A 24,187-nucleotide genomic window follows, 5' to 3' on the forward strand; every position below is an offset into this window, starting at 1 on the left:
AAGCGAGGACCAAAGATGGCAAACTTCGGCGAGCTTCTCAAAACCTTTCGCTTGGAAAAAGGGCTCTCCCAGATTGGGTTGGCAAATGAACTTGGTTTATCTCAAACCGCTATTGCCTCTTATGAACGTGGTGATCGTAAACCCCGACAGAACCGCATGGTTAAAATCGCACAATACTTCTCCGTCTCCCCTAATGAGCTGCTCGGTTATGAACCGCAAGTCGATAGCTATTCAATCGAAGGGCTAATAACTACTCCCGTACTAAATACGCTTCCTTTCCATATATCCATTGATGATGAATCCTATATTGTCCGCTACACGTATCTGCCGGACGATGGCCGTTACCGAGCAAGCAACGTCTTTGTCTTAATTGCCTGGGACGATGCAATGAGCGGCTACAGTCGAATCCAACAAAATGACGCATTGATTATTATGTCGGATAAAACTATTGAAGACGGTGATATCGTGGTCGTACACGTTCAGCAGGAAGACGCAATAGTACGTCGCGTCTATTATCCGGACGATACGCCTTACGTGCTGCTTGTAGCTGACAATGCTTATTACCGGCCTATTACCGTGTCTCGGGAAGACATCTCTATACGCGGGAAAGTTGAACAGGTGCTTTTTTATCCGGAATAAAATTATTAATGAAAGGGGGTGATATGAATTAGTTAGAAGAAATAAATTTAGACCCTGAAAGGAGCTCATTGAAGATGAAAGGGTATGTTAGAAAACGAGGGAAAACTTGGTCCTTTACCGTGGACCTAGGCATCGATCCAGCTACCGGCAGACGCAAGCAGAAAACTAAAAGTGGTTTTAAAACAAAAAAAGAGGCTCAGGCCGCCTGCAACAAAATACAGCAAGAAATTAATGAAGATAATTACGTTAATGAAAATGCGATTACATTCAAAAAATTTGCCGAAGAATGGCTTGATATGTACGCTAATTCAGTCAAAATCAGCTCTGTTCGTGTGCGCAGGATAGAAATGAGGCGACTGTGTAATTATTTTGCTTATGCAAAACTACAAGATATTAACAGTGTTCGTTACCAAAAAGTACTTCACGATCTTCACCAACAAGGTTACTCTTACTCCAGCATTGACGGTGTACATTCTACAGCACGAATGATTTTTAAAAAGGCTATGTGTATTTGGCAAGAGAAAAATGCATAAAACGGAAAACGTTTATGTAGCCACTCGCCTCCCTGGATTCCTTTCCTACATTGGCTGAAAAGCCATGGATTCTTTTAATCGATGACTGTCGTCATTGAATAGGACGAGGTGGGAGTGATGGATCAAGCGATCCACGACCGCCTCCGTTAAAATCGGGTCACCAAATACATGATTCCATTCCCCGAACTGAAGGTTTGTCGTAATGATAATACTCCTCTTTTCGTAACACAGGCTGATGACTTGGAATAATAGTTCAGCTCCCTGTTTATGCAACGGGATGTACCCAAGCTCATCCAGAATCAATAAATCAAGCTTCTCCATCTTCTTGAACACTTTGCTTAATGTCCCTTTCTCATTGGCATCCAATAGCTCATTGACCAACGAAGCGACGGTATAGAATTTCACGCGTTTCCCCTGGTGCTGAATGACGTTCAACCCTATGAGGGTTGATAGATAGGTCTTGCCGGCACCTACGCCACCGTAAAAGATCGCGTTCTCCTGGTTTTCGATAAATCTACCGTTGTACAGCGTTTCCTGGTCAAGATCTGCCCCCATACGAACTTCCTTCCAATCGAAAGGTTTGCCGGACGCCTTCGGCAAGGTTGCCGATTTTAATAATAAGTTGATTTTACGCTCTTCGCGTTGTTCAATCTCTTTCTCGAACAGCCGGAGGAGGAACTCCTCCTGGGATTCTGCTTGTATCTCCTGATAATGTTCACGCACCCAACTCAATTTTAGACGTTTGGCATACGCCTGAATCTGTTCATGCATGGTCGCTCACCCCTTCCGTTGCGAAGAAGGCATTGTACTGCTTCATGCCCCGATGGGCCTTCGGCATCGATGGGAGATGCTGAGGAACAGACACCGTCTCTCTGTAGCCCCGGCCATGCATTTGCTGATGGTACACTTGCTGAATCGCATCAGCCGAGGGATGACCATATTGGGATGCTGTCTTCAGTGCTTCTACAGCTTTATCCATTTGTTGATCCTTCATAAAAGTTTCAAGGCTTCTTTCTTTTCAGAAAGCGTACATTGGTCGAGATACGTTTGCCATGGATGAGGCAGCTGATCAAAGAACGTTGTATATTTTAGTGCGGTAGGCCGTTTGGCCATAAGAGATACATAAGGGACCCAGTCCATGGATTTCTTCTCCTGGCCATACATTCGTCGGTGCGAGACGATAACGTCATCACCCTGGAAAATGAAAATGCAGTCATACCTGACACCGACAGTCACCCGTTGTTTGGCGAAACGCGGCGAGGTCGAATACTTCTTTTGATCTACGGTAACGAAACCGTACTTATCAGCTTTCAATGACTCGTATCGAATCGTTTCATAAGAAGTTTCTGGCAAGTAATATAACGCATGAAGGTCTTCCTTATGCAGTTCGGCAATGCTTGCTTCTTTTTCATAGTGAGGACGATGACGGTCCTTCTCAGCTTCTTTCCACAACGATTCGTTAAGGGCTTCCAAATCATAAACCGTCTGTTCCGGAAGAAGAAAATTGTTTCTTACGTACTTCACCATCGCTTCCACATGCCCTTTTTCATTACCGGCTCCTGGGTTACAGAACTCATGATCGAATCCATAATGCAGGGCAAACGCTTCAAATCCTTCCGTCAATTCCCTTTCTCCATTCGCCAGTACTTTCTTAACGGCAGGAGAAAGATTATCAAATCGGATAGCACGGGGGACACCATTCATCTTATCGAAGAATCGTTTTAACCCCTCTAAAAAACAATCCTGATTTTGTGATTCGAAGACTTGAAAATAGAAACCGTTACCGTAAGGGAACGAGAGGACGAGATACGGAAGGTCGACGACCTTTCCTTCTCTTACAAAAGGCGCTTCTCCGAAATCAACTTGTGCCATTCCCGGTTTGCTTTCCAATGGTAAGGAAGCATCTTCTCCTTCCTCGATTAACTCCTTCTTCCTCCGCGACACGTAGGTACGTACGCTTCTCTCTGACCCTTTGAAACCATCATCCTTCAACAACTGCCATATACGTTTGGCAGTCCTTCGGTATTTTTTCTTTTTCTTCAAGTCATCCTTCAGCCATTCATCAATCGTCGGCTTTACGGGATCCATGACGGGGGCTGGTTGATTCTTTTTTGTTTTGTCCGAAGGACGAAATGTTTCCTGGTCTGCGTATTTCTTTACCGTGCGGACGTCCGTATTCGTCCTTCTGGCCACATCCGAGTAGCTGCACCCTTTTTCGTTAACTTCTTTCCTGATATACTTCATGTCAGTCACTTCTAACATCTCCTTAATGACCTCCTGTCCTTAAATGGTTGCACAACAGGAAGTCTATTGATTTAAGGGATCGTTAGCAAGTGGCTTTTTTTACGCTTTTCGCCTTCTTTGGCAACCTACATAGAAGGACTGCCGAACCTTACATTTTCATACTGCCATAAACAGGCTATGGAATTTGAATTAATAAAAAAGAATCCCACAGAATTTGCTAAAGTTCCTAAGAAGATAGATTCCATTCAAGATCTAGAAAATAACAAGGAAGCTATTAAATATTTAGAAAAGCATGAGCTTGCAGCGTTTCTTCATATGGCCAAAACTAAAGGCTTAACTTATGATGAACTTTTCTTTTCTCTGTTAGCTTACAGCGGTATGCGAATAGGAGAAATGCTTGCACTAAAGTGGAAAGATATTAATTTCAACGAAAGCACCATTAATATCACCAAAACGTTATACAATCCGAAAAACCGAGAAAAAGAATTTCAGCTTCTTACTCCTAAGACACGCGGATCTGTAAGAGAAATCAAAATGGACGAAGACATCATGTCTTTACTACGAAAGCATAAAAAAGAGCAAACCGAATGGAAAATGATGACCCGCGATGAATTCACCGACCTAAACTTTGTGATTACCCGCGCGAGCGGATATCCCGAAACAATAAAAAAGATTGCGACACGAATGCAGCGGCTGCTTCACCTGGCTGGCATCGAACGCAATCTCACTCCCCACTCCTTTCGCCATACTCACACCTCGCTCCTCATTGAAGCCGGAGTCGGCATAAAAGAAATTCAACAGCGACTCGGCCACACCGATGTAGACACCACGATGAATATCTATGCGCATATGACCAAAGAAATGGAAGAAAAAGCTTCCCACAAGTTCAGTGAACTCATGAGAAGCTTAAAATAACTCTATTAAAAATGTGGTCAAAATGTGGTCAAATCGTTAAATTCAACCTTTCATTTCGAGAAGCTCCCTTACTACATAAGGGCTGGGCGAGCGACATTACATCATGCCGCCCATGGTTTCACCTAAATAAATAAGAAACAATAGCATCCATAAAAACACGTTACGGAAGTTTCCTATTTACTCAAACCGGATTCTATTATGAATGGGATCTAAGTAATTATGAGAGGCAGTATGTCAAACAGTATGTCATTCCATCGTAAGTCAGAACCAACATTATCCTTCATCGATAAACCTCGACTAGTCAAATAATGTCATCAAAATCTTAAGGGTGCTCCTTCCTACTTTTGTTAGTCTTATTTTACCTTTTTAAACATAAAAATGATATAAATTCATCATTTCTTATCATTTTCTAAGTCTTTGTTCACTTCAAATCTAGTTAAACACAAATAAATGTGAATCACCAGAATCGTGTTGTATCTATTCAAATGCTCTGGCGATATTAGTCCATGAGCAATGCTATTACTAAGATTCAACCCCAATTGATTTACCAAGACAAAATTAATGTACTGTTGAAGATCGTCCCCTAAAACTTGCTTAACATCTTCTCTGTTTATAAACTCATTAAAGGTTTGTTCAAACTGTACTACCCCTGGCCTAATTACTGTTGTAGCATACCCTGCCTTGGCAAACATGTTTCTAATCGTAGCTTCCAATTGGGGCACAAGTATATGTAGAGCACTTATATAATCGCCTCCAAAATAATTTTTTACCCCTTGGTTTATAATTAATTCATTCCTAACATCTAAAAGATCCCACTCATTTAAAAATTGCATTATATCTTCAGCCTGTAAATCCTTACCTTCTAGTATGTCGGTAAAAATAGGTATTAATAATGTCTTGCCTATAACTTTCAATAAATAATCATAATACCTACTAAATTCAAATGCTTCCTTTTCTTCCGTAGTGTTAGCTTGAGTAGTAGCTATCATCTTTCCATCATCTACATAACTCTGTGGAACAAATTTAAGTAAAGATTCCATCCCATTTTCCATTATTTTCTTCATTTCCTTCATTTTTGGAATAAATTGATTTGAAATTGAAATGAATTTTAAGATGTCTCTTGCTTCGATTTGTTTTAATACATCGAAAACAACCTCCGGATCCGCATGGAGTGTCGTCCCCCAGCTTAGAAATATAAAGGAATCCTACGTTAGAGGAAGAAATCAACACATTTCACTGTGGAGAACCAATATTATAACATTTAAAACATTCTTTATTACTAAAAAAAGAGACCAAATAATTGGTCCCTTTGGGAATTTTTTATGATTTTTTCAAATGTATACAATATTGATGAAGGGTATTACTAACCCAATGGGTTCCTACGGCAAAAGGTTTAAGACCAATGTTATCCTGACACCAAAGTGTGGTGCCTAGATAGCTGTATTTATCATTCAAACCACATAATCGTTGGACAAGATCCCATGCTAATGGATAAACAGTATGGTTTTTCTTAACGTTTTTAACTACTATAGTTATAACGGAGCCTTCTCTTAATTTATCTGCTACTTTATTGTAAATAAGTTCTAGATTATCTAAAAATTCGCCATAGTTTTCTATATTACCTAAATCAGCTTCTTCTTCTGAGTAGTAAAGAGCAAGATCTTTCTTTCTTCTATTTCTTTGGTTTTCACTCCCTTTATTTCTTAGCATCGACCAATAAGGAGGACTGGTAATAGAATAATCGAATTTAATATCTTCAAATTCTTTCATTGAGTCTAGGTGAAAAGCATTCCCATGAACCACCTTGTACTCTGAGGATGGAAAGAACTCTTCAAATAAGGTAGGTTGAAACTCTTGTTCAGCTCTGTTTTGAGCAATATCTTTATACTCTTCACTTAATTCAATTCCATACCCATTTCTATCATTACGTAATGCAGCAACAATGGTGCTACCAGTACCTAACATAGGGTCAAACACTGAGTCACCTACATCTGTAAAATCTTTTAGAAATGATTCGACTAATGTTTCGGGGTATTTTGCAGGGTGCAATATTTCATTTTTCTTTCTAGGAGGAGTCCTTGGCAAGAGCCAGCCCTTTATATTTTCATCCAAACTTTCATATTTAATATTATCAGGCGTGATGTAATTACTGCTAAGGTTATCATCCTGATTTTGCATAAACAGGGTATAAAAATGTTTATTTTCTTCATTAATTAATGCAACTTTTTCGTCCCTTAGACGAACGTATTCCCTAGATGACATTGCTACTGACCAAGGTAATGGAAATCCACCGCCTCCACATCCTTCAACTCCCACTAAAACGCTGCAATACTTTTGTTCATATAAGACATTCTTTAGATTTGCAAAAAATTCTTGGGAATAAGAATCTAAAAACAAACGTAAATCTTCAGCATTGTTTAAATGTTGTCTTAAATCAATTAGGACGTAATCATATTTGTTCTCTGCAATTACTTTTTCTTTTAGGATCTCGTTTATAGCTTCTAAATTTTCTTGGCTATTATAACTTTCAATTATCCTTGGGCTAGGTATTTCATCTTTTTGAAAGTTATCTAACCCTATAAAAAGGGTTCTAGAAGAAATTTCTCCCTCCCATAGCGCCTTTGTAAAGAAATATATGTGTTCTTCAGCGAGTTTTTGCGTAGTTTCAAAATTAAAGAAACTTTTTTGGAACTTCATCCAAGTACTATAATCCAGGTCATTCATTCGGTTAGGAGGGCCTTTTCTTTTAGGCTTCTCTTCTTGTATCAAACTCTTCTCCTCAGTTGAGACAGATTTAGTAGACATAGCTTTCTCCTTTTAACTTATCTTTATTAGTTATTATAAACCAATAATAATTATTGATTAAGGGGATTTCCATAACTTTTCAAATTTATTCACATGTATTAAATCTAACAAAGAAGTTAATGTATTGAAAGCTTTATCCGATATAACTGGTTATCCAAGGTTATCCATGATATTTAAGTCCTGCGGTAATACATATAAGTTATTTTCTCTTATACCACCACCGCGACCAATATTAGGATACACATAACAATATGCTCCGCTTCCAAGCCCCGTAGTCTTCATGAACCCTGCATCTATCAACCGTGGATTTGATGATATATATCTTTCAAAACCAGTCTTCTTTAACATTTTTCTATCTTTTTCAGTAATCTGACTCCAAGGCTGATTTTTATACTTATCGACTCGATCATTCGGCCAAACCCAACCAGTGTATTTAGTACATGCAGCTAAATAGTCTTCTTTTGTGATCCAACCAAGAACAAATAAAGTATAATTTCTTGGCAAAATTAGATTACAGAAGTCATCTTTGCCAAAGGTTAGTGTAGAATCTGGTGGCACATTTATATTTCTTCTACTTGTATTTCTAACGGATGTAGTAAATTCATTTCTGCTTACTTCTACTTCAATGTTTCCCTCCAGATTTTCAAAACTGTCCTTTGGTATCTGGAAAGAAGCTATACATGAAAAAGGCCCGACTTCTACAGAATCACCACTTTTAAGAACGACCTCTTCTACCTTCATTTGGCCATCCCATTCCCCGAATACTTTTAAATCAATACAATCGTGTGTATTAAATAAAGACGGCTCTTTTGCATAATTGCAATTAATATATATTCCCTCTCCAGCTTCTTCTCTTTTTAAACAAAGCTTCTTTGAGCTTAAAAAAGGCAAGAATTCCTTATAGGGAAATGCTGTTATACAATAATCGTCCCTATCAGTAGTAACATCTTTCCTAAAATCAATGCTTGTACCTAGGGCAAAGCAGTATGCTTCCTTACTTTGTCCTATCTGAGTATGTGGTATTAACATAGGGAAGAATTTTCTCCAATCTGGACCACCATAACCTGAATTACTTACAATCAGCTCTTTTGATAGCTCTTCTCTCTCATCTCTTTGATAATTCGAAAAGTGATTAAATGTTTTTAAATCTAAACTTAATTCTTCACCATTAATATCTATCCTAAAATCAAAGAGGTCGTCTTCTCTATAACTTTTTCTTTGGACACGGGCTTTTATCCCCTTACTTTCAAATACTTTTTTTAGCATTTCTTGTGCTGCAATACCTTTTGCAATATTTAATGCTCTATTAATCTGGCCACTTGCTCCAGTATTATTCATCATCCGGTTGAATGTCCACGGTAATGTAATAGCAGCATACTTAGCCGCTTCAACTAAATCCTCTTTCTCAGGTTTTAAAATCCAAATATCGTCTTTATCAGATAGAGATAGATTCCCCATTAACAACTCCTCCTTGAACAAATGCTTCTTACATCACAAACTGCACAAGATTGATTACTTGGCGTTGGGAAGTATTCATTTTTTGAAATACCTTTAACGGCATTATCCAGACTATTATATAGATTCATAACACTTGATTGTGAGATATCTATATCTATGCTACTTAACTTCTTAGTTTTAGCTGTTTTTCCTACATCTACAATATCAGCAGCATGCACTTCTTTCCCTTGTTTCTTAAGTGCATAACTATAAAACTGTAATTGCTTTTCATATCGGTTAATTAGTTCATCATGAACATTTGATTTCCAATCTCTAATCTTGTAAGAAGCATTACTGTCACTTTCAATCCCATCCACAACACCTGTAATAATCCCCTCTGCTAACAGCACTTCTACTGTGACTTCAGACTCCACAGGATTATTAAATACACCTAACCTTTCTAGCTCAACCATTCTCTTCTCTGCAGCTTTTTTACTCTTTTCCTCTGATTCTTCAGACATGTAAGGTAGTGTCATATATTTTTCAATTTGTTCTCTAAGCTTTTCTATTGTCCAAGGATTATTATCTTCAAGTCTTCTTTGAATAATCTCGTGTAGACCTTTACCAAAACCTAACTCATCTCCAACTTGTGGTTGAATTCCAGCTTTTCTTCTTAAACCATATTGGTAAGGACATTCATCGTAAATTAGAACATCAGAGAGGCCCACGGTTACAGGTGAATTATCCTCATCTTGTATATCCTCTTGATTAAGTATCCAAGTAGATGGATCTAATGATGCTATATCTTTTTGCTCTATAAGTTGTTTTTCATCAAACTCTTTTAAAAATATAGAGCGAGATTTTGGTTTACTTTTACAAGGATCAAGTAAAAAGAGTCTTTCTTTTGCCCTAGTTAAAGCAACATAGAATAACCTTCTCTCATCCTCTAGTGTGGTAGCATAATTTTTTGTGTATTCTTCTGGAAAACTAGATTCATGAGGACGGCTATTAACAGGAAATCTCTTACTTTCCAACATAGGTAAAATAACAATTGGCCATTCTAGCCCTTTAGATTGGTGAACTGTAGTTACCAATATGCCTTCTTGTGTGGTATCAACAGTTGTACTCTCTCCAAAATTATTCTGATATCTAGATAAAGAAAAATACACTTCAGAAATAACTCCTCTTGCGCTCCTCCTATTAAATCCACTCAACCTTCTTCTATGTATCTCTTCGACACTTCTTATTATTTGTGTTCCAATCCCCATCCCAATCATAAGTTCATTATCTTCAGGCGCAACGTAAACATTGCATCTATCCAAAAATTCATAAAGATTTTTTCTCACATTGTAGGAATAATTCTTATTTTCGCTTAACTGATCAGCCCAATCGTGTATCCCATCCCAAAATTCATCTTCTAACTCAACTGGAACCCAATTACTTACTAGAGACCATAGTTCTTCAGTTTCTTTCTCTATTTCCGCTTCTTCTTCTTCATTTTTGGGTTCTGCAACTTCTGACTTTAACCAATTAAAAACGGGCAGTAAGAATTCATTAATAAATTGTCCACCTCTATTAAGTATAGGGCAGTTCACAGGTATGCCATTTTCTTTTAAATGATTTACTATAGATTGTCCTGAACCTACAACTGAACGAAGAAGTATTGCTATTTTATTATATGGGACTCCATTTTTATGATAATTTTCAACAATATTCAGTATTTTATCTGCCTGTTCATCTAAAGACTCTGAACTAAGCCAATTTACCGCTTCTGCATTAGGTTCTTCTCGCTTCCACAACATTTCTTTTTCAGGATCTTTCATTTCAACCCTTTCAGCAAGATTGTTAGCTAACCTTACAATTGGTGGTCTTGAACGATAGTTTGAAGATAACCTATGTACAGAAGTATCATTAAAATCTTCTTTAAAATTAATAATTCTTTCTACATCACTACCTCTCCAGTTATAGATACATTGTAGATCGTCTCCAACTACCGTTAATTTTGTTTTATTGTTAACCATGTTTTTAATCAATAAAACTTGGGAGGTGTTTACATCTTGAAATTCATCTACATAAAGCCTACTTAGATTAGGTAATGGACCGCTATTTTCTAGGTGGCTAATAGAATTTCTAATCATCCCTCCAAATGTAAGTAATTTATTCGTGTGTAGTATAGAGACAAACCGTTCTAGTCGTGCCTTTAGTGGAATAGGTACTTCAGAGTTCAAATTAAGGTTTTCATTGTAGAATACTTCAAGATCATTTAAAAATAAATCTATCCCCTTAGGATAAGGTTGTCCGTAACAGCCCTCTAAAGCTAAATCATCATACAACCTATTCACTAGCGTTTCTAAATGCAATTCATCTATGGGTGTAAAATTGTAATATTCACTTTGCTCACTTAAAAATTTTAGACACCATCCATGAATTGTTCCAATATACATTCCTTGTAAATCTACATCCGGGAGATGGTGCAGTGCTAAAAAATATATCCGTGATAACAGCTCTTTTGCTGCCTTTTCTGTAAATGTGAAGATTACTATATCCTTTGGATCCACTCCATTTTCTAAATCCTTCATTATTAAATGTGTAAGTGTTCTAGTTTTTCCAGATCCAGCAGCAGCTAAAATACTAGTGTTCTTTGTTAGTGACTTAAAAGGCTGATATTGTTCTTCTGATAAAGATTTTTCTATCCAATAAGACATTAGACCCCTCCTACAAACTTCACCAACTCAAAAAATTCCAATTTTAAAAATCATCTCATATTATCCAATAAATCTGAACCTTATATGATAAAATTTTATCACAAACAATATTGTGCTTCAGGGAGTATATACTATATCTAATGGTTTATTAAGTCAAAAAGCTTATTTCAATTGCAGGTTAAAGGAGGTTTACTAAAAATGTTAGACGAAATAGATTACTACGAGAAAAAAATCACATATTTAAGTGAAAAGTATTGGGATACCTCTAAATTTAAATGCCCTCCACAAATAGCAATTATTAAAATTATGCAGGAAAAAGATACAAGATTATTAGATCGGCTTGTAGATATAAGGAAAGATTACATAACAGGAAATGATGAATCCAATCCTTTATTATTAAGTACTTATTTTAATGAGTTGGATAGCAGTGTAAGGGCTGCTCTAATTCTGATTGGTACTGAAATTGAAGAGAGATTCCGCAAACGATTGTTCTTCAGGAATTTCGAAGATTATCATCGCCAACAACCTATCTTTCTTAGACATCCCGAATTGTTTGAACATACTCGCAAACGTCCTAATGGATCCAAAGATTTAGAATTAATACATCTAGAAAAACTAGATTACAAGCCTGCACCAATGGAAAAATATACAATAGCTAAATACCAAAATTCCTATTTACAACTTAATACAAATTTAAGTGGTATGATCCCTTACCTACTTATAAGTAAATATGGCGCTAATAAAATCTATGTTAGATTAAACCCCTATGATGTTTTTGATAAACACCCTGGATTTCCAATAGAAGAAGATTTATTAAAGCCACCAAACCCATATTGGATTGAAACTATTAAAATATATCCAAATCAAAATGAGGGTTGTGAATTTATTATTCCTCCAATATCAAATGAAGATATAGGTAATGAAAAAGATCAAAGAAAATATTGGGAATATCATATTAAAGGGATACGTTCACTACAGGTAACAGCGAACAGAAAATCTGGAGGACTTAATGATAGCGGTCATCTAAGTATGTCTTTAGAAGAACTTACATTTACAAATAACAATGAGGATATGTTGATTGGTCGTATGATCCATTTAGATAGCATTGATCCAATAGGCACTCATTTTAATGAAGTTAATCTGAACCATTTGGACTTAGCTATTAATGTTTACGTGGGGGAAGATATTAAACAAAGATTAGATAACTCCTTATCAAATGGAAAAAAAGTAACTAACGCTTCATTTAGAACCCATTTAATAAGGGCAGATAATATCGAATTTTCAGATCTATTAGATATAGCTCAACATTTCTTCTTATCCGAAATACTTGTGCAAGAATGGATTGAATACCAATTCAAATTCATAGAATAAAATTTGCAAGGCGATGATGCATCATACAACGCAACATACAGACACTCTTATAGTTGGAGAGCAGAAGACATTGAAGTACGCAACACAAGTTTTTCATATTAGTTTTCTTGCAATATTCGTGGCCGTCTTGTACTTCAATGTCCTTTTTATTTAACATAATTACTTCACATGAATCCCTTCTCTTTTTTATGTGTGGATTTTCGTGGTATCTCATAACATTTTCTAACGTCCGATCATATTAATCCTTTTATTCTATGGTCCGGTCCCTCTACACAAAAAACTTTAGAATTTTTAAACATTCGAGAAAGAATTCGTTCACCTTAAACTTCCCCATACTTCCTTTTTAATTCACTATTTGAGTAGGTTATGGGTCCTCTTATTTAAATAGTAATTATCACATCATTCATTAAAAACTTGAGATTCTAAATTCGCTTTGATTTCATTAAAACTTAAAATATTAAAGGGGTAATCTCTAAAGAAAGATCTAATATTTTTATTACTTACAAAATAGCTTTGAACGTCATAATACCCTTTTAATCCTAAATTCTGAAGAATTATATTTTTATTTTCTTCGAAATATTCGGCTCGTCTACTAAATTTCTTTGCTTTTGCTTTTTTTCCAGTGAAATATTCATTTTGGTCCCCCATCGAATCTTTCATGGTTTGACTAAGTCTCATATATTTTACTTCAAATAAAAATACTTTTTGGCTCAGTCCATCAATAACTATTAAGTCATAGTCACCCAAATTGCGTGGGTGGTTCCCCTTTTTATCCAATTTATATAATTCTTGATCTATATAGACAATGTATTTGGAATGATTAAATAACGCTGCTAAATCTCTCACTATTTTACTTTCATATTCTCTTTTCCATTGGTTCATTAATGCTACTGTGTTTTCCATGCCAATGTCATATGGAATAATAAAATTCATTATTCCTTGTACCCACGACTTACGTAACTCGTATATTGAAACTGGAGAGTACAATACCTTATCTCCAACATGTAAAATAGGCTGTGCTAACATTTTGCATTTTCTCTTTTTCTTCTCCCATATTGGAATTATGCCAGATTTATCTATTAATTCATTAGGATTTAAAGATATAAAAGACAAAGCACTATAGAAATCTTCTAAAGAATATACTCCTAAATTCACAAATTCTCTAGCAAGTATATTAGTAGGTGTTTCTACTATATTATTATGGTTCCTAGCTTCTTCATTCTCTATTAACTCAGAAATTAATTGATGGGACTCTAAAAAATACATAAGTGAAATAACAAGTTTAAATGATAATCCTGTATCTATTTTAAAATTATTTTCGATTTTTTTAAAAAAAATTTCGTCAATTGAGTCATCCCGCATTGAATAGTCACCATAGTCATATCTTAATCGTCTAATGTTATGAGCATCAGATAGATATTTTTCCGTTTCTTCAATTTCAATAACGTAATCTTCACGTATACTCAATTTGTTCCAGCCCACTGCTCCATAATTAACGGCATCAGACATGCTTTGAAAGTCAACAATCCATTTTGAAAAAGCAACTAATTCCTCAATATCTTCTGATGAAGCAATATAGTTATTTTTTCTATCTAATAAACTCAGATTCTCTTCCATTGTATATTCCAAAATAAACTTATAGGTTTTAGCCTCTTCCCTCATACTTATAGTTCGTTCTTTAAATTCTTTAATAGCAATATCTTTTAAGTAATTATCGGCTGCAAAGCTCGAAATTCTTTTTTGGTGTATATCAATTTGAAAGAGTACTGATGAGTATTGATCCAATAACTTTTTATGAGTTTGTAACCTGTCGAAATTACTTAAATTAATAAGCAATTCGTCTCTAATTTCATTTCTAAACTGACGAATAACACCAAGAATTTCATTTTCTTCATAATCATTCGGTTCCAATCCTATTTTCTTTAACGTTTCTGCCATTGTTTTCCTAACAGATTTAAATGCTGCATTATTAGGTGAAGAAAAATAAGAGTGTGGCTTTATATAGTAGGGTACTTCTACTTTGCTTATCTTAGAAGTTCTTTTCTCATTATCATTTTTTCTAATTTCCGAAAACAAACTAATAGAATCACCAAAACTTAAGCCCTCCATGAGACTTATCAAGAGTTCATTTTCGAACTTCTTCGTTGTACTTTTTATATTATTTTCTGCTATCTTATTCCAATAAGGATTGACTAAAACAATTGAAGGTTTATCTCTAAATTTGATTATTAATTTTTTGAAGTATTCTGTTTCAACAATAGAATTATGCAATGCATTTTGTTTAAGGATTCTCTCCGAAACTAATTTTAATTCCAAAAAATTTTCATCATATTGTGTCAATATTTTATCCTTATATTCATTTAATTCATTGATAATTATTTCTTGGAATGAATAAATGGTTTCAACTATCTCTTCTGTGATGTCTTCGATCATAAAATGAGTTTCATAGAGTGCTAGCTTTTTCTTCTCTGATTCAAATAAGTTAACTTCTCCAGAATGTTCTTTCCCCACTAAAGTTAAATCCGACTTGCTTTCTTTTTTTATATCCCATGAATGCACACTTGAAAAGGAAAAAGGATACTCAAAAGGATAACTTACCAATTCATTTTTAAACAGTTCAAAAGTTTTATGTACCGATTGATAAGGGGGAATGAAAATTGTTGGGTCTAGTGCTCCCTCATCCACTACATTATCCATGTCTTTCCAAATCTGAAAAAAACCAGTCATGCCTGAAGCATTAAATACATCATTTTGTTGTGGATTTCTATAATAATTTAGAAAGGATATTATCTCCTCAATACTAGAGGAAAAATTAAATATGCCAACTAGTCCCTTTGCATCAATAATACTTTCATCTGCTTCTATTGAACTGTAATAAGTAGCATTTGGGTTTAAATGATCATCGTCAATTTGTTGAAATGAAATATTTTTACCCTCGTTTGTATCAACATAAATATTATCACCTACGTTAGAAAATAACCCTCCTAACTTAACTGATCCACTATACAAACCTTCTAAGTAATACTTAGTATCAAAATCATAGGCATTAGAGATAAATATAATTGCATTACCCTTGTCAAATATTGCAAATGAGTAATCCAGTACCTTATGTTCTAATATAACCGGATACATTATCGTGATAGTTTCTTTTCTATCTACTAAAAAGTTTTCTCTTATAGAGTTAATAAGCTTTGACCAAACCCCAAACTTAATTTCATTAGAACTATAATCATTTATAAGTTTTTCTAGAAAGCATTCTTTCATCATTGGAAGAAAGACTGGCAATTCACCTTCTTTTGTATAAAACCTATATAATTCATCATTCACACTAACGAATTTATCAAAATAAGAAGATAGAATTTGGTTATTAAATGATGCAAAATTATCAAAAATATTCTTGAAATATTTCTCAGGAGGACATTCAAATTTATCATTTGTATTATGGTCGCCTTTATAAATTATTGATAGTATATAGTCTTCATAATTTAATATTTCTTTCCAGATATTTTTGACCTTTTCTTCATTAATACTGTTAATGATACTATCAATTAAAAAACACGTTTCATAGGTGTTTTCGGACCCATTACCAAGTAATACTTTATAAAAACGGTCATTACTGAAATACTTTATTTCTCCAGTATCAATCGGAAAATCCTCAACCATCATTTTATCAGTTGTAGAGAAAAAAACACTTAATTCTTCATAGAAATCTTGAAATTCTCGATAGCTTTTAATGCTTTGATAATAATTATCAGTGTCTTCTAAATCCAAAAACGTACGGTTAAGTTTATCTACAATTGCAAGGTACCTTCGATTGGAAACCCATGAAGTTATAGCATACAAAGCTTTGGCTAATGATTGTGAATCGTATTTTTTATATAGTTGCTCTAAACTCATTTTTCATCTCCTTATAGAAAAATTCTGAGGATATATTACATATGATCTAAAAATCACAGGATTTGTTTTAATTTACTCCACCACTCAACCTACCATTCTTATACCACTCATTTATTTATTCTACAAAAACGTGTTTATACCTCTCTCCCAATTAATAGTTCAAAAATATTAACTAAATTCTTTCGAACCCCATTTTATACCCATTTTCCTGTTACTTTTTTCACATACCCTCATATTATAATTATGAATCAACTCTTCATTCCAATCCTTGGCCTCGGGTAAATTGATGCATGAAAGTTGCTTTGGAAGTAGCTTGTAATATTTTTCACCAAACTCCCTCCCAACCTTATCGTTATCTGTACAAAAAGTTATCTGCTTCACCTTATTACCTTCCTTGCCCATTCGTTTGATTTCATCAATCATGGCCTGTCGCTTAAGTCCAGACATAGAAACTAAGCGAGTATCTTGTAACTTTTCTTTCTTAATACTCCAATAAGAAAGTGCATCAATCGGGCTCTCAAATAGATAAATGGAATTTGGTTTACCTATATCAACTGAGAACCCAGCCGAACCATGGCTGTTCCTATCAATACCTTTAAACATTCGTCCACCTTTCATTGGAGAGGTTCCTTGCCGATCCGCACCAACGATTTCTCCCTGCTGTTTCCACTTAAAAACTACATTTCCGAGCTTGTCCTGTGGGATTAAATCTTTATTATCCAGCCATTGAACAATCTTTGGATGGATTTTACGTTCATTCATAAGATAATCTTTAGCTTTTGTCCTATCGTTCACTTCATAATGAGTAGGATATTGATAAGGCTCCTTAGGCTTTTGCTCCTGGACATTGTCTTTCACTTTATAACCTTGTTCATTCAAATCGAGAAAAGCTTCTGGAAAGCTCATGCCATAAAACATTTTCGCAAAGTTAATGACTCCAGCTCCTTTTTCGCCTCTGGAATTCCAGGCATACATCTGATCTTTAATCACTAAACTGTCATGCGCTTGGTGTCGATAGTACCTCCCCTCTTTCTTTAATGGTTCTCCTTTACGCTCCAGATAGTCTATGAGATCCACATTCCGAGCAACCTCCACTTGGTCCGCGCTTACATGTTTGGCCATGCAGCACTTCCTCCTCTCTAAAATTAGATATAAAAAAAGACAGGGAGAAAACTCCCTGCCTATCGTTCAACCTCTACTTTTTCTTTTTGCTTATCCTTCTGCTGAAACGTCTCATTACGCCCCTTTCCATTCTTCATTTCCGATGTAGTGCTTTCTTTCTCTTCATGGAACTCTCGATCCAACTTATTCTCTATTTGAGACAGTCGCTGCTCCCCACGCTCCGTTAAAGGAAGTTCTTTTAATTCTTGAAGAGATTCCTTTTTGATTTGGTACACCTCTTCTTTACTATGAGTCTCTTGAAAAGCACGCATCTGATTTAAACGTTCTTGTCGGTCATTATTTTCTTCTTTATCCAATTCTTTTCCGACTGTTGGTTCAATAAAGTTCATAAGCTCCTTCTTATAAGCATCTTTGAAACCTTGAAGGGAATAATCCTCTTCGACCTTTTCTTCCTTAATAAATGGCCCGCTATCTTTTTCAACCTTGCCCACTTGGTTTCTGTACATTTCCCGAAGCTTTTCTGAAGGTAATATCTCTTTTTCTTGTTTCTCCTCTTCCATTTCATGTTTTGGTTCTTTACCACTCATATCTTTCTCCCCTTCCTTTTCTTGGCCCATAAATTCTTCAATGGTTGTAATAAATTCTTTAGCTGTTGACTGAACTTTCTGTAATAGGCTTTCATGGTCTTTAAATTCGTGATCCTTGGTCCAGTGATGCAGATAATCTAATGAGTAGTCACTGGTGTCAATATTGAAATAAGAAGCAACCGTATAAGCTGTCATTTCAGCTTGAAATTCTTTCTCCGGTTTGGTGTAGTCGCTCATATTTCCCTTCGTATGAAGCTTGGCGTGAGTCAGTTCATGTAACAGAGTTTTTGTATCTTGACGCTCAGAGTTACGCGGGTTAAGAGCGACTTCACCTCTTCCTGTGTAACTTACTCCTTTGGCTGCTCCTAACTCTTCATAAGGCTCTACAATTTGAATGTTATTTTTCTCTGCTATAGCTTCCATCCCTTGTCGAAGCTGGCTGTAGTTTTCTACCTCCCCATCAATCCATTTGTTAGGAAAAATTTGAGGTAGATCTTTTTGAGTGGCTGTTGTCTGAGAAACATCAAACACACTACCGGTAGAATAAACAAGACGGCCATCTCTTTTATCGAGTTGGCCGTCTTTGACTTGCTGCTTTTCTGTTTTCGTCGCATATTTCAAAGGTTTCCATTCGCCCTCTTCATCTTGAAACTGTTGGCCTAAACGATTAGGTACAAGAACCTTTAGACTTTTCTCTCCTTTGTTTACGGAAAACCCTTTGTCTTTCCAGAAGGCGTAAGAACCTACAGCTTCTGCTCCTGGAAACTGTGAATCAATTAATGCAGTATTCCGTGAAGAATACCGATGGAACTTTCCCATAAAATCTAGATATTCTTTCATTTGTTTAGGAGAATGAAAGTGCTGAGAAATACTTTCTTCCATCCCCTCTGTCAGTCGATTGATCTCTTCTTTGACCTTTTCCGGTGATTTCTGTTTATAGGATTGTTTAGTCTTCGCCATGATCTTCAGCTCCTTCACTGATGTTCATGAGTTCTTCCATTTCTTCCTCATCGTAATTGGGTTCAGTATTTAATATCAGTTCCTTTGTTTTCTTATGAAAAGGAATGAGTAGATTCTCTTGATTCACTAAATGTTGCTCAAGATCATCCATTTCCTCAGCACTTAACGTTAAGGTATATTCATGCTGGCCCACGTCCATCACGAGCTCATTATTTTCACTTAAACGCTTAAACACACCTACTTCATAATCGCTATTAAATAAAAGCATATCCTCACTCCTTTGTTGAAAAATTCCTCATTTATACCATTAGCTTGATGCTGGTTGAGTCTCTGTTGCGCTTATTCTCTTCTGACGCTGATGACTGATCCTTTCTTCCACCGCTTGTTTCGCATCCTTCATTGCTTGGCTTTCAAAGATTGGCGTGGTAACACAACTTTCTAAGTTCTGATCCATCGCAAAACCATTCATTAATTCTAGAAGGACTTGTGTATTTTTATCGCTTCGATTGGCTGCTAACCGCAACCGTTTCATCTCTTCAGAAAACACGTCTTGAAAACGTTGAGCCATCAAACTCATGAGATAATCTTGTGATTGTTCCTTCGCATTCTGTGCTTCCCATTCCTCAATCATACGATCCAAAGCTTCACCTGGATAACGAATATGGTGCTGTTCCTGATACTCTTTAATTAACGCAATTGTCTCTTCATGCAACGTGACATTTTGACGTTTTCTCATTCATGTACCCCTACCTTTCTCTTTCGATTTCTCGTTCCAACTTTTGATGATCCAAGTCATTGATAAACTGGTCATACGTTTGTCCCAACGAACGTTGAATGCTTCTCAAGGAATGTTGCAATTGCATCCCGGAAGGCATGGACTTATAAGGGGCATTTGTATTGGTAGTTTGTCTAGGATACTGTTGACGATCGTACCGTTTCATTTCTTGTAAGAAAGCATTGCCCATTCGCTTATAGAGGTCATCCAACTTGTTTTGTTTGTAATGCTGATATCGCTTCTTTTCCTTAGGTCCATCACCATAGGCTTGTTTTAATTCGTTGACTTCTTGATCCAATTTTTCATGTAGTTGGTTCATATCTTTGGCGTGATACTTATCTAAATACCTTGTCGTTAGTTCATCAATCTTCGGTCGAATAGGATTCAGCGTTTGGTAGCCATAGTGCCACTGACGCTTATCCTTAGGCAAGTGATTATACACATCGAGGAACAAAGGTTTCAGTTCACGATTGCTCCATTTCATGCTGCTATTCTCTTTCTTTTCATTCACCATATGGTCACGGATCAACGAGTTAATTTGATTTCGTTCTTGTGTTCGATCTAACAATCCATTCACGACTTCACTTTTCATCGCGTCTAGAGTTTTCGGCTTTCTCTTTCCACGTTCACGAGTCGGGTTTGGTTCGACTGTGGCCACATGAATATGAATGTTATCGGTGTTATAGTGAATGGCTGCCGACCAAACAGCACTCTCTTGTAATCCCTCTTTTTTCATCATCTCCTGCATGGATTTTCTTGTCACTTGCTTCAAAGCATCCTCATCTAAGGTATGTGTCTTTGAATCATAAACGCCTCGGTTTTGAAGCCAATCATTATCAAATGTAATGACGTCCTGCCACATGATACTGTGCTCCTTTTGAGCCTGTTCAAATAATGATTTAATCCCCTGCTTCCCTTCCACCGATAGATGGTCCGACTGCTGAGTAAACAAAGCAGATGTTTTATCCGGATCGTCCATATAGTGATTATACAAACTAAACATGGAACGATGAGCATCTCCCTTTCCTTTGGCTTCTTCACGGTCCACGTATTGCACATAATCTTGAAATCCTTTCTTATTCGCCGTCACGAATTTTGTTTTTAAAACCACTCCAGGCGTTACGGTTTCACTCATGCTTCTTCACCTGGTTCTTCTATTTGCAAGAGATCATTCATTTCTCGAATGGCCGTATAACAATGTGCCATCGTTTGGATGTTTCGATCGACTAATTGCTGGAGTCTTTGTTCACGATTGTTCTCTTCTCGAAAGACAGCCAACTGTTGCAACTGAGCATGCAAAAACTCTTGTCTGCTTAACCCTTTTTCATTCGCGAGTTCGTCAATTCGTTGGACGGTTTTCGGATCCATATAACGAATTCTTACTTCCATAAAAGTCCCTCCTTCTGATTAAGGTCCTAAAACTAGTGAATAAAGAGAAGAGCATAAGGGGTTTTTGTTCCCACTTGGCGTGTGAATCCCGGCAGAGCCGGGCAAAACGAGGGAACAAGAAAATCGCCAGATGTGCGGTCGATGTGCGGCTAAAATAGGAACGTTCATTCGTGGATTCATCGTGATGTGTGGTCCCTGCACAGGAGATGTGCGGTCCGTGTGTTGACCTTTTTCACAACCTACAACCCTATTTAGTTCGAAATCATCTCCCGTTTCTCTTCCAACATCTCAATCTTTTCAACGGTAGTTTGTATGGCTAGTTCATGTTCAGCTGCCTCTTGATTAATCTGATCTTTTTCATTTTCTAGCTGATGAATTCTAGCTTCCGTTTGCGTTTTCTCTTCCTCTGTTTCGTAAAGAAGTTCTGATTCTAATTCAACGGTTTTCTGATCAATTTCTTTAATTCGTTCATTGATCGTTTGAATGCTTTCTTTCTTCTCCTTTATAGTTTCTTTAGCCTCTTCGATCTCTTCAGATACAGCAGCTATTTCATATTTCTGCTCCGTTAAAATGGTTAGATTTTTGTCCATTTCCACTTTCCGTTGATCTGTATAAATACGTGCCAGCTCTTTCTTTTCCTCACCCCCTTTCAAGGAATTTTGAGTACTCGCTTTCGTTAAAAGCGTATTGGTATTTTCCTTATTTACATTTAAGGCCATAACATCAAAGGAAGGACTTACCTGTTGGATACTAATGACATATCTACTTTCATCGCTGTACTCTACGTGCGTTGGAAGATCACGTTTTGGATGCTCTTTTTCCTGAGCCGTGAAGCTTAACTTTTCATCCAATAAAGTGGTTGATTTATTAAGGTTTAAGGTGACAACCATCAACTTTTTCATTGGATTATAAACCCAGTCCTTTATGGTCAGTTCGCCTGATCCCTGTAAGTTCAAAGGTTCATTGACAGGCGTTTGTTGAACTTTACTCTGCTCTTCATCACCAAAGATAAAACCAGAAAACAAGAAAAAAAGAAGCGCCATAGCCATGACGCTTAATCCAATAAGATATTTTTTTGTGGTTCCTTCCGTGATGTGTTTCGTTTGTTTCTTCATGAATAGCCCTCCTCTTCTACGTCTTGAAAATCTGTTATTATCCAGTGCCCTTCTTCTCTATGAGCATTTATTCTGAGGAACACAGGAGACATCTGTTTTTGATCGCTCTGCAAAGAATAGAGTGTGTGTTTAAACTTAACTAATACGCTAGCTTGATTGTTTGTGAGATTTCCTGTTTTGATGAATATTTCTACTTCATCCACCTCCGTTTTCCTGTCTCCTTTATAGGTCTCTGTAGGAAAGAAGGTTGAAGCTAAATCGTTGCTCATCACCTTGTGAGCTTCTTTTTTCCTTTCTTGATAGGTCTCTTTATCCTGTTTAAAAGCAACCTCTATAAACGTAGAAACCTGCTTCACTAAAGCGTCATATCTCGCTTGAATGTCAGCAGGTTCCTGTTGTTGTAACGTCTCTTTTAATTCAGTTTTTTCTTCCATAGTCTTTTCGTTTTTCACTTTTGATTGAAGCAAGCTTTCCTGTAGATCATCACTCGATGCTGTGCGTGCAGCATATATATTAACCGATGTGAGAACGATTAACAGAACGACAAACAGGCCGAAAAGAACACGTCTATTCATCAATGTTCTCCTTTCTTAAAGTCCAAGATATGGGGCAGGATTTACATCAGAACGATACTGTTTTTTGGTCCTAACTTCGAAATGTAGATGGGGACCTGTAGAGTTTCCTGTCGAACCACACTTACCTACTTTTGTTCCTTTTTGAATCATCTCCCCGTTTTGTACACTTATCGTGTACAAATGAGCATAGTGACTATAAAGTCCCTCTTCATGTTTCACAAGAACGTTATTTCCATAGCCAGAGTTTTTTCTTACCACATCAACCACTTGACCGTTATCTACGCTTTGAATAGGCGTTACAGCATTCGTACAAGCAAAATCAATACCTCTATGCATGTCCGGTGTTCCATCAAAAGGATCTGAGCGCATTCCGTAATTAGATGTTTGTGTGAGTGCTCCTTCAACGGGCATAACCCAATCTCCCGTTGGTTGTAAATCTGCTTCAATTACTCCGCCTTTAAGATAACTTAAAACGGCCTCAACATAACCAATATCCCCATAACAAGCACCTGTTTCTGCCGATTCAGGTCTAATGCAGGAATACATGCCTGTATGCTTCAATTCCTGGTACTTCATCCTTGAAAATTCGATCGCTAAATCTTTGCTGTATTCTCCATTGTTGTGTTCGTTTGCGTAATCAATGAACCCTCCACCGAAGTTGTATGCTTGGAGGGTTAGCTTAATATCTCCCCCTGCTTTCTCCAGCATTTCAGAGAAGTATCGGATCCCGACATTAATACTTCTTTCAGGATCCTCTATCGTGTTTGGAGGTAGACCCAGAGACTCACTTGCTTGCATCACATCATCAAGACGTCCCCCAGATTCCTGCATCGTTTTGGCCAAGAGAAGCTCCACATACTTGGACACCCCATACTTTTCAGCATATTCTTCAAACAGAGGACGGTACTCTTCTAGTGCGGCTGAAACTTGCGCTGTTCCATTTACCACATCAACGGACCTCACATCCTCACTGGAGGAAGACTTTTGATAACCGATTAACCCTGTAATGACTGAAGCATACAAAAGCATTTGTAGAAGGAAAAGAGCTACCAGAATACCAATCAACCAAAGCCATACTTTCCGAGGGACTAACCCCAGGAGAAGGGACCAAGGCATCC

21 protein-coding genes are annotated in these 24,187 nt (G+C 36.6%); 4 read left to right on the forward strand and 17 right to left on the reverse strand.

Going from position 1 to position 24,187, the window contains the following annotated elements; genetic code table 11:
* Positions 1–15: 15 nt before the first annotated feature.
* Positions 16–639, forward strand: a complete 624-nt coding sequence (locus AAV35_RS11445) for a helix-turn-helix domain-containing protein (protein ID WP_008590549.1) — start codon at positions 16–18, stop codon at positions 637–639.
* Positions 640–713: 74 nt separating this feature from the next.
* Positions 714–1,172 carry an Arm DNA-binding domain-containing protein gene (locus tag AAV35_RS11450; RefSeq protein ID WP_008590551.1) on the forward strand — a complete coding sequence of 153 codons (459 nt, stop codon included), beginning with the start codon at positions 714–716 and terminating at the stop codon, positions 1,170–1,172.
* Positions 1,173–1,217: 45 nt separating this feature from the next.
* Here the strand turns inward: AAV35_RS11450 and istB are convergent, their stop codons facing one another.
* The 3 genes from istB to istA are packed head-to-tail and all read right to left on the reverse strand — an operon-like array spanning position 1,218 to position 3,434.
* Positions 1,218–1,943 carry an IS21-like element helper ATPase IstB gene (gene istB / locus AAV35_RS11455; protein WP_008590553.1) on the reverse strand — a complete coding sequence of 242 codons (726 nt, stop codon included), beginning with the start codon at positions 1,941–1,943 and terminating at the stop codon, positions 1,218–1,220.
* Positions 1,936–2,151, reverse strand: coding sequence for a hypothetical protein (locus AAV35_RS14675; protein ID WP_337589701.1), 216 nt, complete (start codon positions 2,149–2,151; stop codon positions 1,936–1,938). Before AAV35_RS14675 ends, istB begins: the two co-directional genes overlap by 8 nt.
* An 11-nt stretch (positions 2,152–2,162) precedes the next feature.
* Positions 2,163–3,434: an IS21 family transposase gene (gene istA / locus AAV35_RS11460; protein ID WP_337589702.1), complete on the reverse strand. Its 1,272-nt coding sequence runs from the start codon at positions 3,432–3,434 to the stop codon at positions 2,163–2,165.
* Positions 3,435–3,593: 159 nt separating this feature from the next.
* On the opposite strand from istA, the gene AAV35_RS11465 reads away from it, so the two are divergent.
* A complete protein-coding gene (locus tag AAV35_RS11465) occupies positions 3,594–4,331 on the forward strand; it encodes a site-specific integrase (protein ID WP_008590554.1) in 738 nt (245 codons plus the stop codon).
* A 392-nt stretch (positions 4,332–4,723) separates the two neighbouring features.
* Here AAV35_RS11465 and AAV35_RS11470 read toward each other — a convergent pair whose 3' ends face one another.
* The 4 genes from AAV35_RS11470 to AAV35_RS11485 form a co-directional block, all read right to left on the reverse strand.
* Positions 4,724–5,383 carry a DUF4209 domain-containing protein gene (locus AAV35_RS11470; protein ID WP_008590556.1) on the reverse strand — a complete coding sequence of 220 codons (660 nt, stop codon included), beginning with the start codon at positions 5,381–5,383 and terminating at the stop codon, positions 4,724–4,726.
* Between the two features lie 268 nt (positions 5,384–5,651).
* On the reverse strand, positions 5,652–7,136 hold the full coding sequence (locus tag AAV35_RS11475) for a DNA methyltransferase (protein WP_008590558.1): 1,485 nt from the start codon (positions 7,134–7,136) through the stop codon (positions 5,652–5,654).
* A 150-nt stretch (positions 7,137–7,286) separates the two neighbouring features.
* Positions 7,287–8,594, reverse strand: coding sequence for a hypothetical protein (locus tag AAV35_RS11480; protein ID WP_008590560.1), 1,308 nt, complete (start codon positions 8,592–8,594; stop codon positions 7,287–7,289).
* Entirely contained in the window at positions 8,594–11,278 is a 2,685-nt protein-coding gene (locus AAV35_RS11485; RefSeq protein WP_008590562.1) for an ATP-dependent helicase, read from the reverse strand. The genes AAV35_RS11480 and AAV35_RS11485 overlap by 1 nt, the downstream gene beginning before the upstream one ends.
* Before the next feature lie 198 nt (positions 11,279–11,476).
* Here AAV35_RS11485 and AAV35_RS11490 point away from each other — a divergent pair, with 198 nt between their 5' ends.
* Complete coding sequence (locus tag AAV35_RS11490; RefSeq protein ID WP_008590564.1) at positions 11,477–12,649, forward strand: hypothetical protein; 1,173 nt, start codon at positions 11,477–11,479, stop codon at positions 12,647–12,649.
* A gap of 399 nt (positions 12,650–13,048) precedes the next feature.
* Here the strand turns inward: AAV35_RS11490 and AAV35_RS11495 are convergent, their stop codons facing one another.
* The 10 genes from AAV35_RS11495 to AAV35_RS11540 form a co-directional block, all read right to left on the reverse strand.
* Positions 13,049–16,546, reverse strand: coding sequence for a hypothetical protein (locus tag AAV35_RS11495; RefSeq protein WP_008590566.1), 3,498 nt, complete (start codon positions 16,544–16,546; stop codon positions 13,049–13,051).
* A 168-nt stretch (positions 16,547–16,714) separates the two neighbouring features.
* A complete protein-coding gene (locus tag AAV35_RS11500; RefSeq protein WP_008590567.1) occupies positions 16,715–17,668 on the reverse strand; it encodes a toprim domain-containing protein in 954 nt (317 codons plus the stop codon).
* A gap of 59 nt (positions 17,669–17,727) precedes the next feature.
* Entirely contained in the window at positions 17,728–19,215 is a 1,488-nt protein-coding gene (locus AAV35_RS11505; protein ID WP_008590570.1) for an ImmA/IrrE family metallo-endopeptidase, read from the reverse strand.
* Positions 19,202–19,483 (reverse strand): hypothetical protein, encoded by a 282-nt coding sequence (locus AAV35_RS11510; protein ID WP_008590571.1) that lies wholly within the window; start codon positions 19,481–19,483, stop codon positions 19,202–19,204. Before AAV35_RS11510 ends, AAV35_RS11505 begins: the two co-directional genes overlap by 14 nt.
* A 39-nt stretch (positions 19,484–19,522) precedes the next feature.
* Positions 19,523–19,951, reverse strand: a complete 429-nt coding sequence (locus AAV35_RS11515) for a hypothetical protein (RefSeq protein WP_008590574.1) — start codon at positions 19,949–19,951, stop codon at positions 19,523–19,525.
* A 10-nt stretch (positions 19,952–19,961) separates the two neighbouring features.
* Positions 19,962–21,125 carry a MobP2 family relaxase gene (mobP2, locus tag AAV35_RS11520; RefSeq protein ID WP_008590576.1) on the reverse strand — a complete coding sequence of 388 codons (1,164 nt, stop codon included), beginning with the start codon at positions 21,123–21,125 and terminating at the stop codon, positions 19,962–19,964.
* Complete coding sequence (locus tag AAV35_RS11525) at positions 21,122–21,379, reverse strand: hypothetical protein (RefSeq protein WP_008590578.1); 258 nt, start codon at positions 21,377–21,379, stop codon at positions 21,122–21,124. The genes mobP2 and AAV35_RS11525 overlap by 4 nt, the downstream gene beginning before the upstream one ends.
* A gap of 251 nt (positions 21,380–21,630) precedes the next feature.
* On the reverse strand, positions 21,631–22,494 hold the full coding sequence (locus tag AAV35_RS11530; RefSeq protein WP_008590580.1) for a hypothetical protein: 864 nt from the start codon (positions 22,492–22,494) through the stop codon (positions 21,631–21,633).
* Positions 22,491–23,069 carry a hypothetical protein gene (locus AAV35_RS11535; protein WP_008590581.1) on the reverse strand — a complete coding sequence of 193 codons (579 nt, stop codon included), beginning with the start codon at positions 23,067–23,069 and terminating at the stop codon, positions 22,491–22,493. The genes AAV35_RS11530 and AAV35_RS11535 overlap by 4 nt, the downstream gene beginning before the upstream one ends.
* 15 nt (positions 23,070–23,084) lie before the next feature.
* Entirely contained in the window at positions 23,085–24,185 is a 1,101-nt protein-coding gene (locus AAV35_RS11540) for a lysozyme family protein (RefSeq protein ID WP_008590584.1), read from the reverse strand.
* Positions 24,186–24,187: the final 2 nt, after the last annotated feature.

Source organism: Salimicrobium jeotgali (assembly GCF_001685435.2).
GTDB classification, from domain to species: Bacteria; Bacillota; Bacilli; order Bacillales; family Halobacillaceae; genus Salimicrobium; species Salimicrobium album.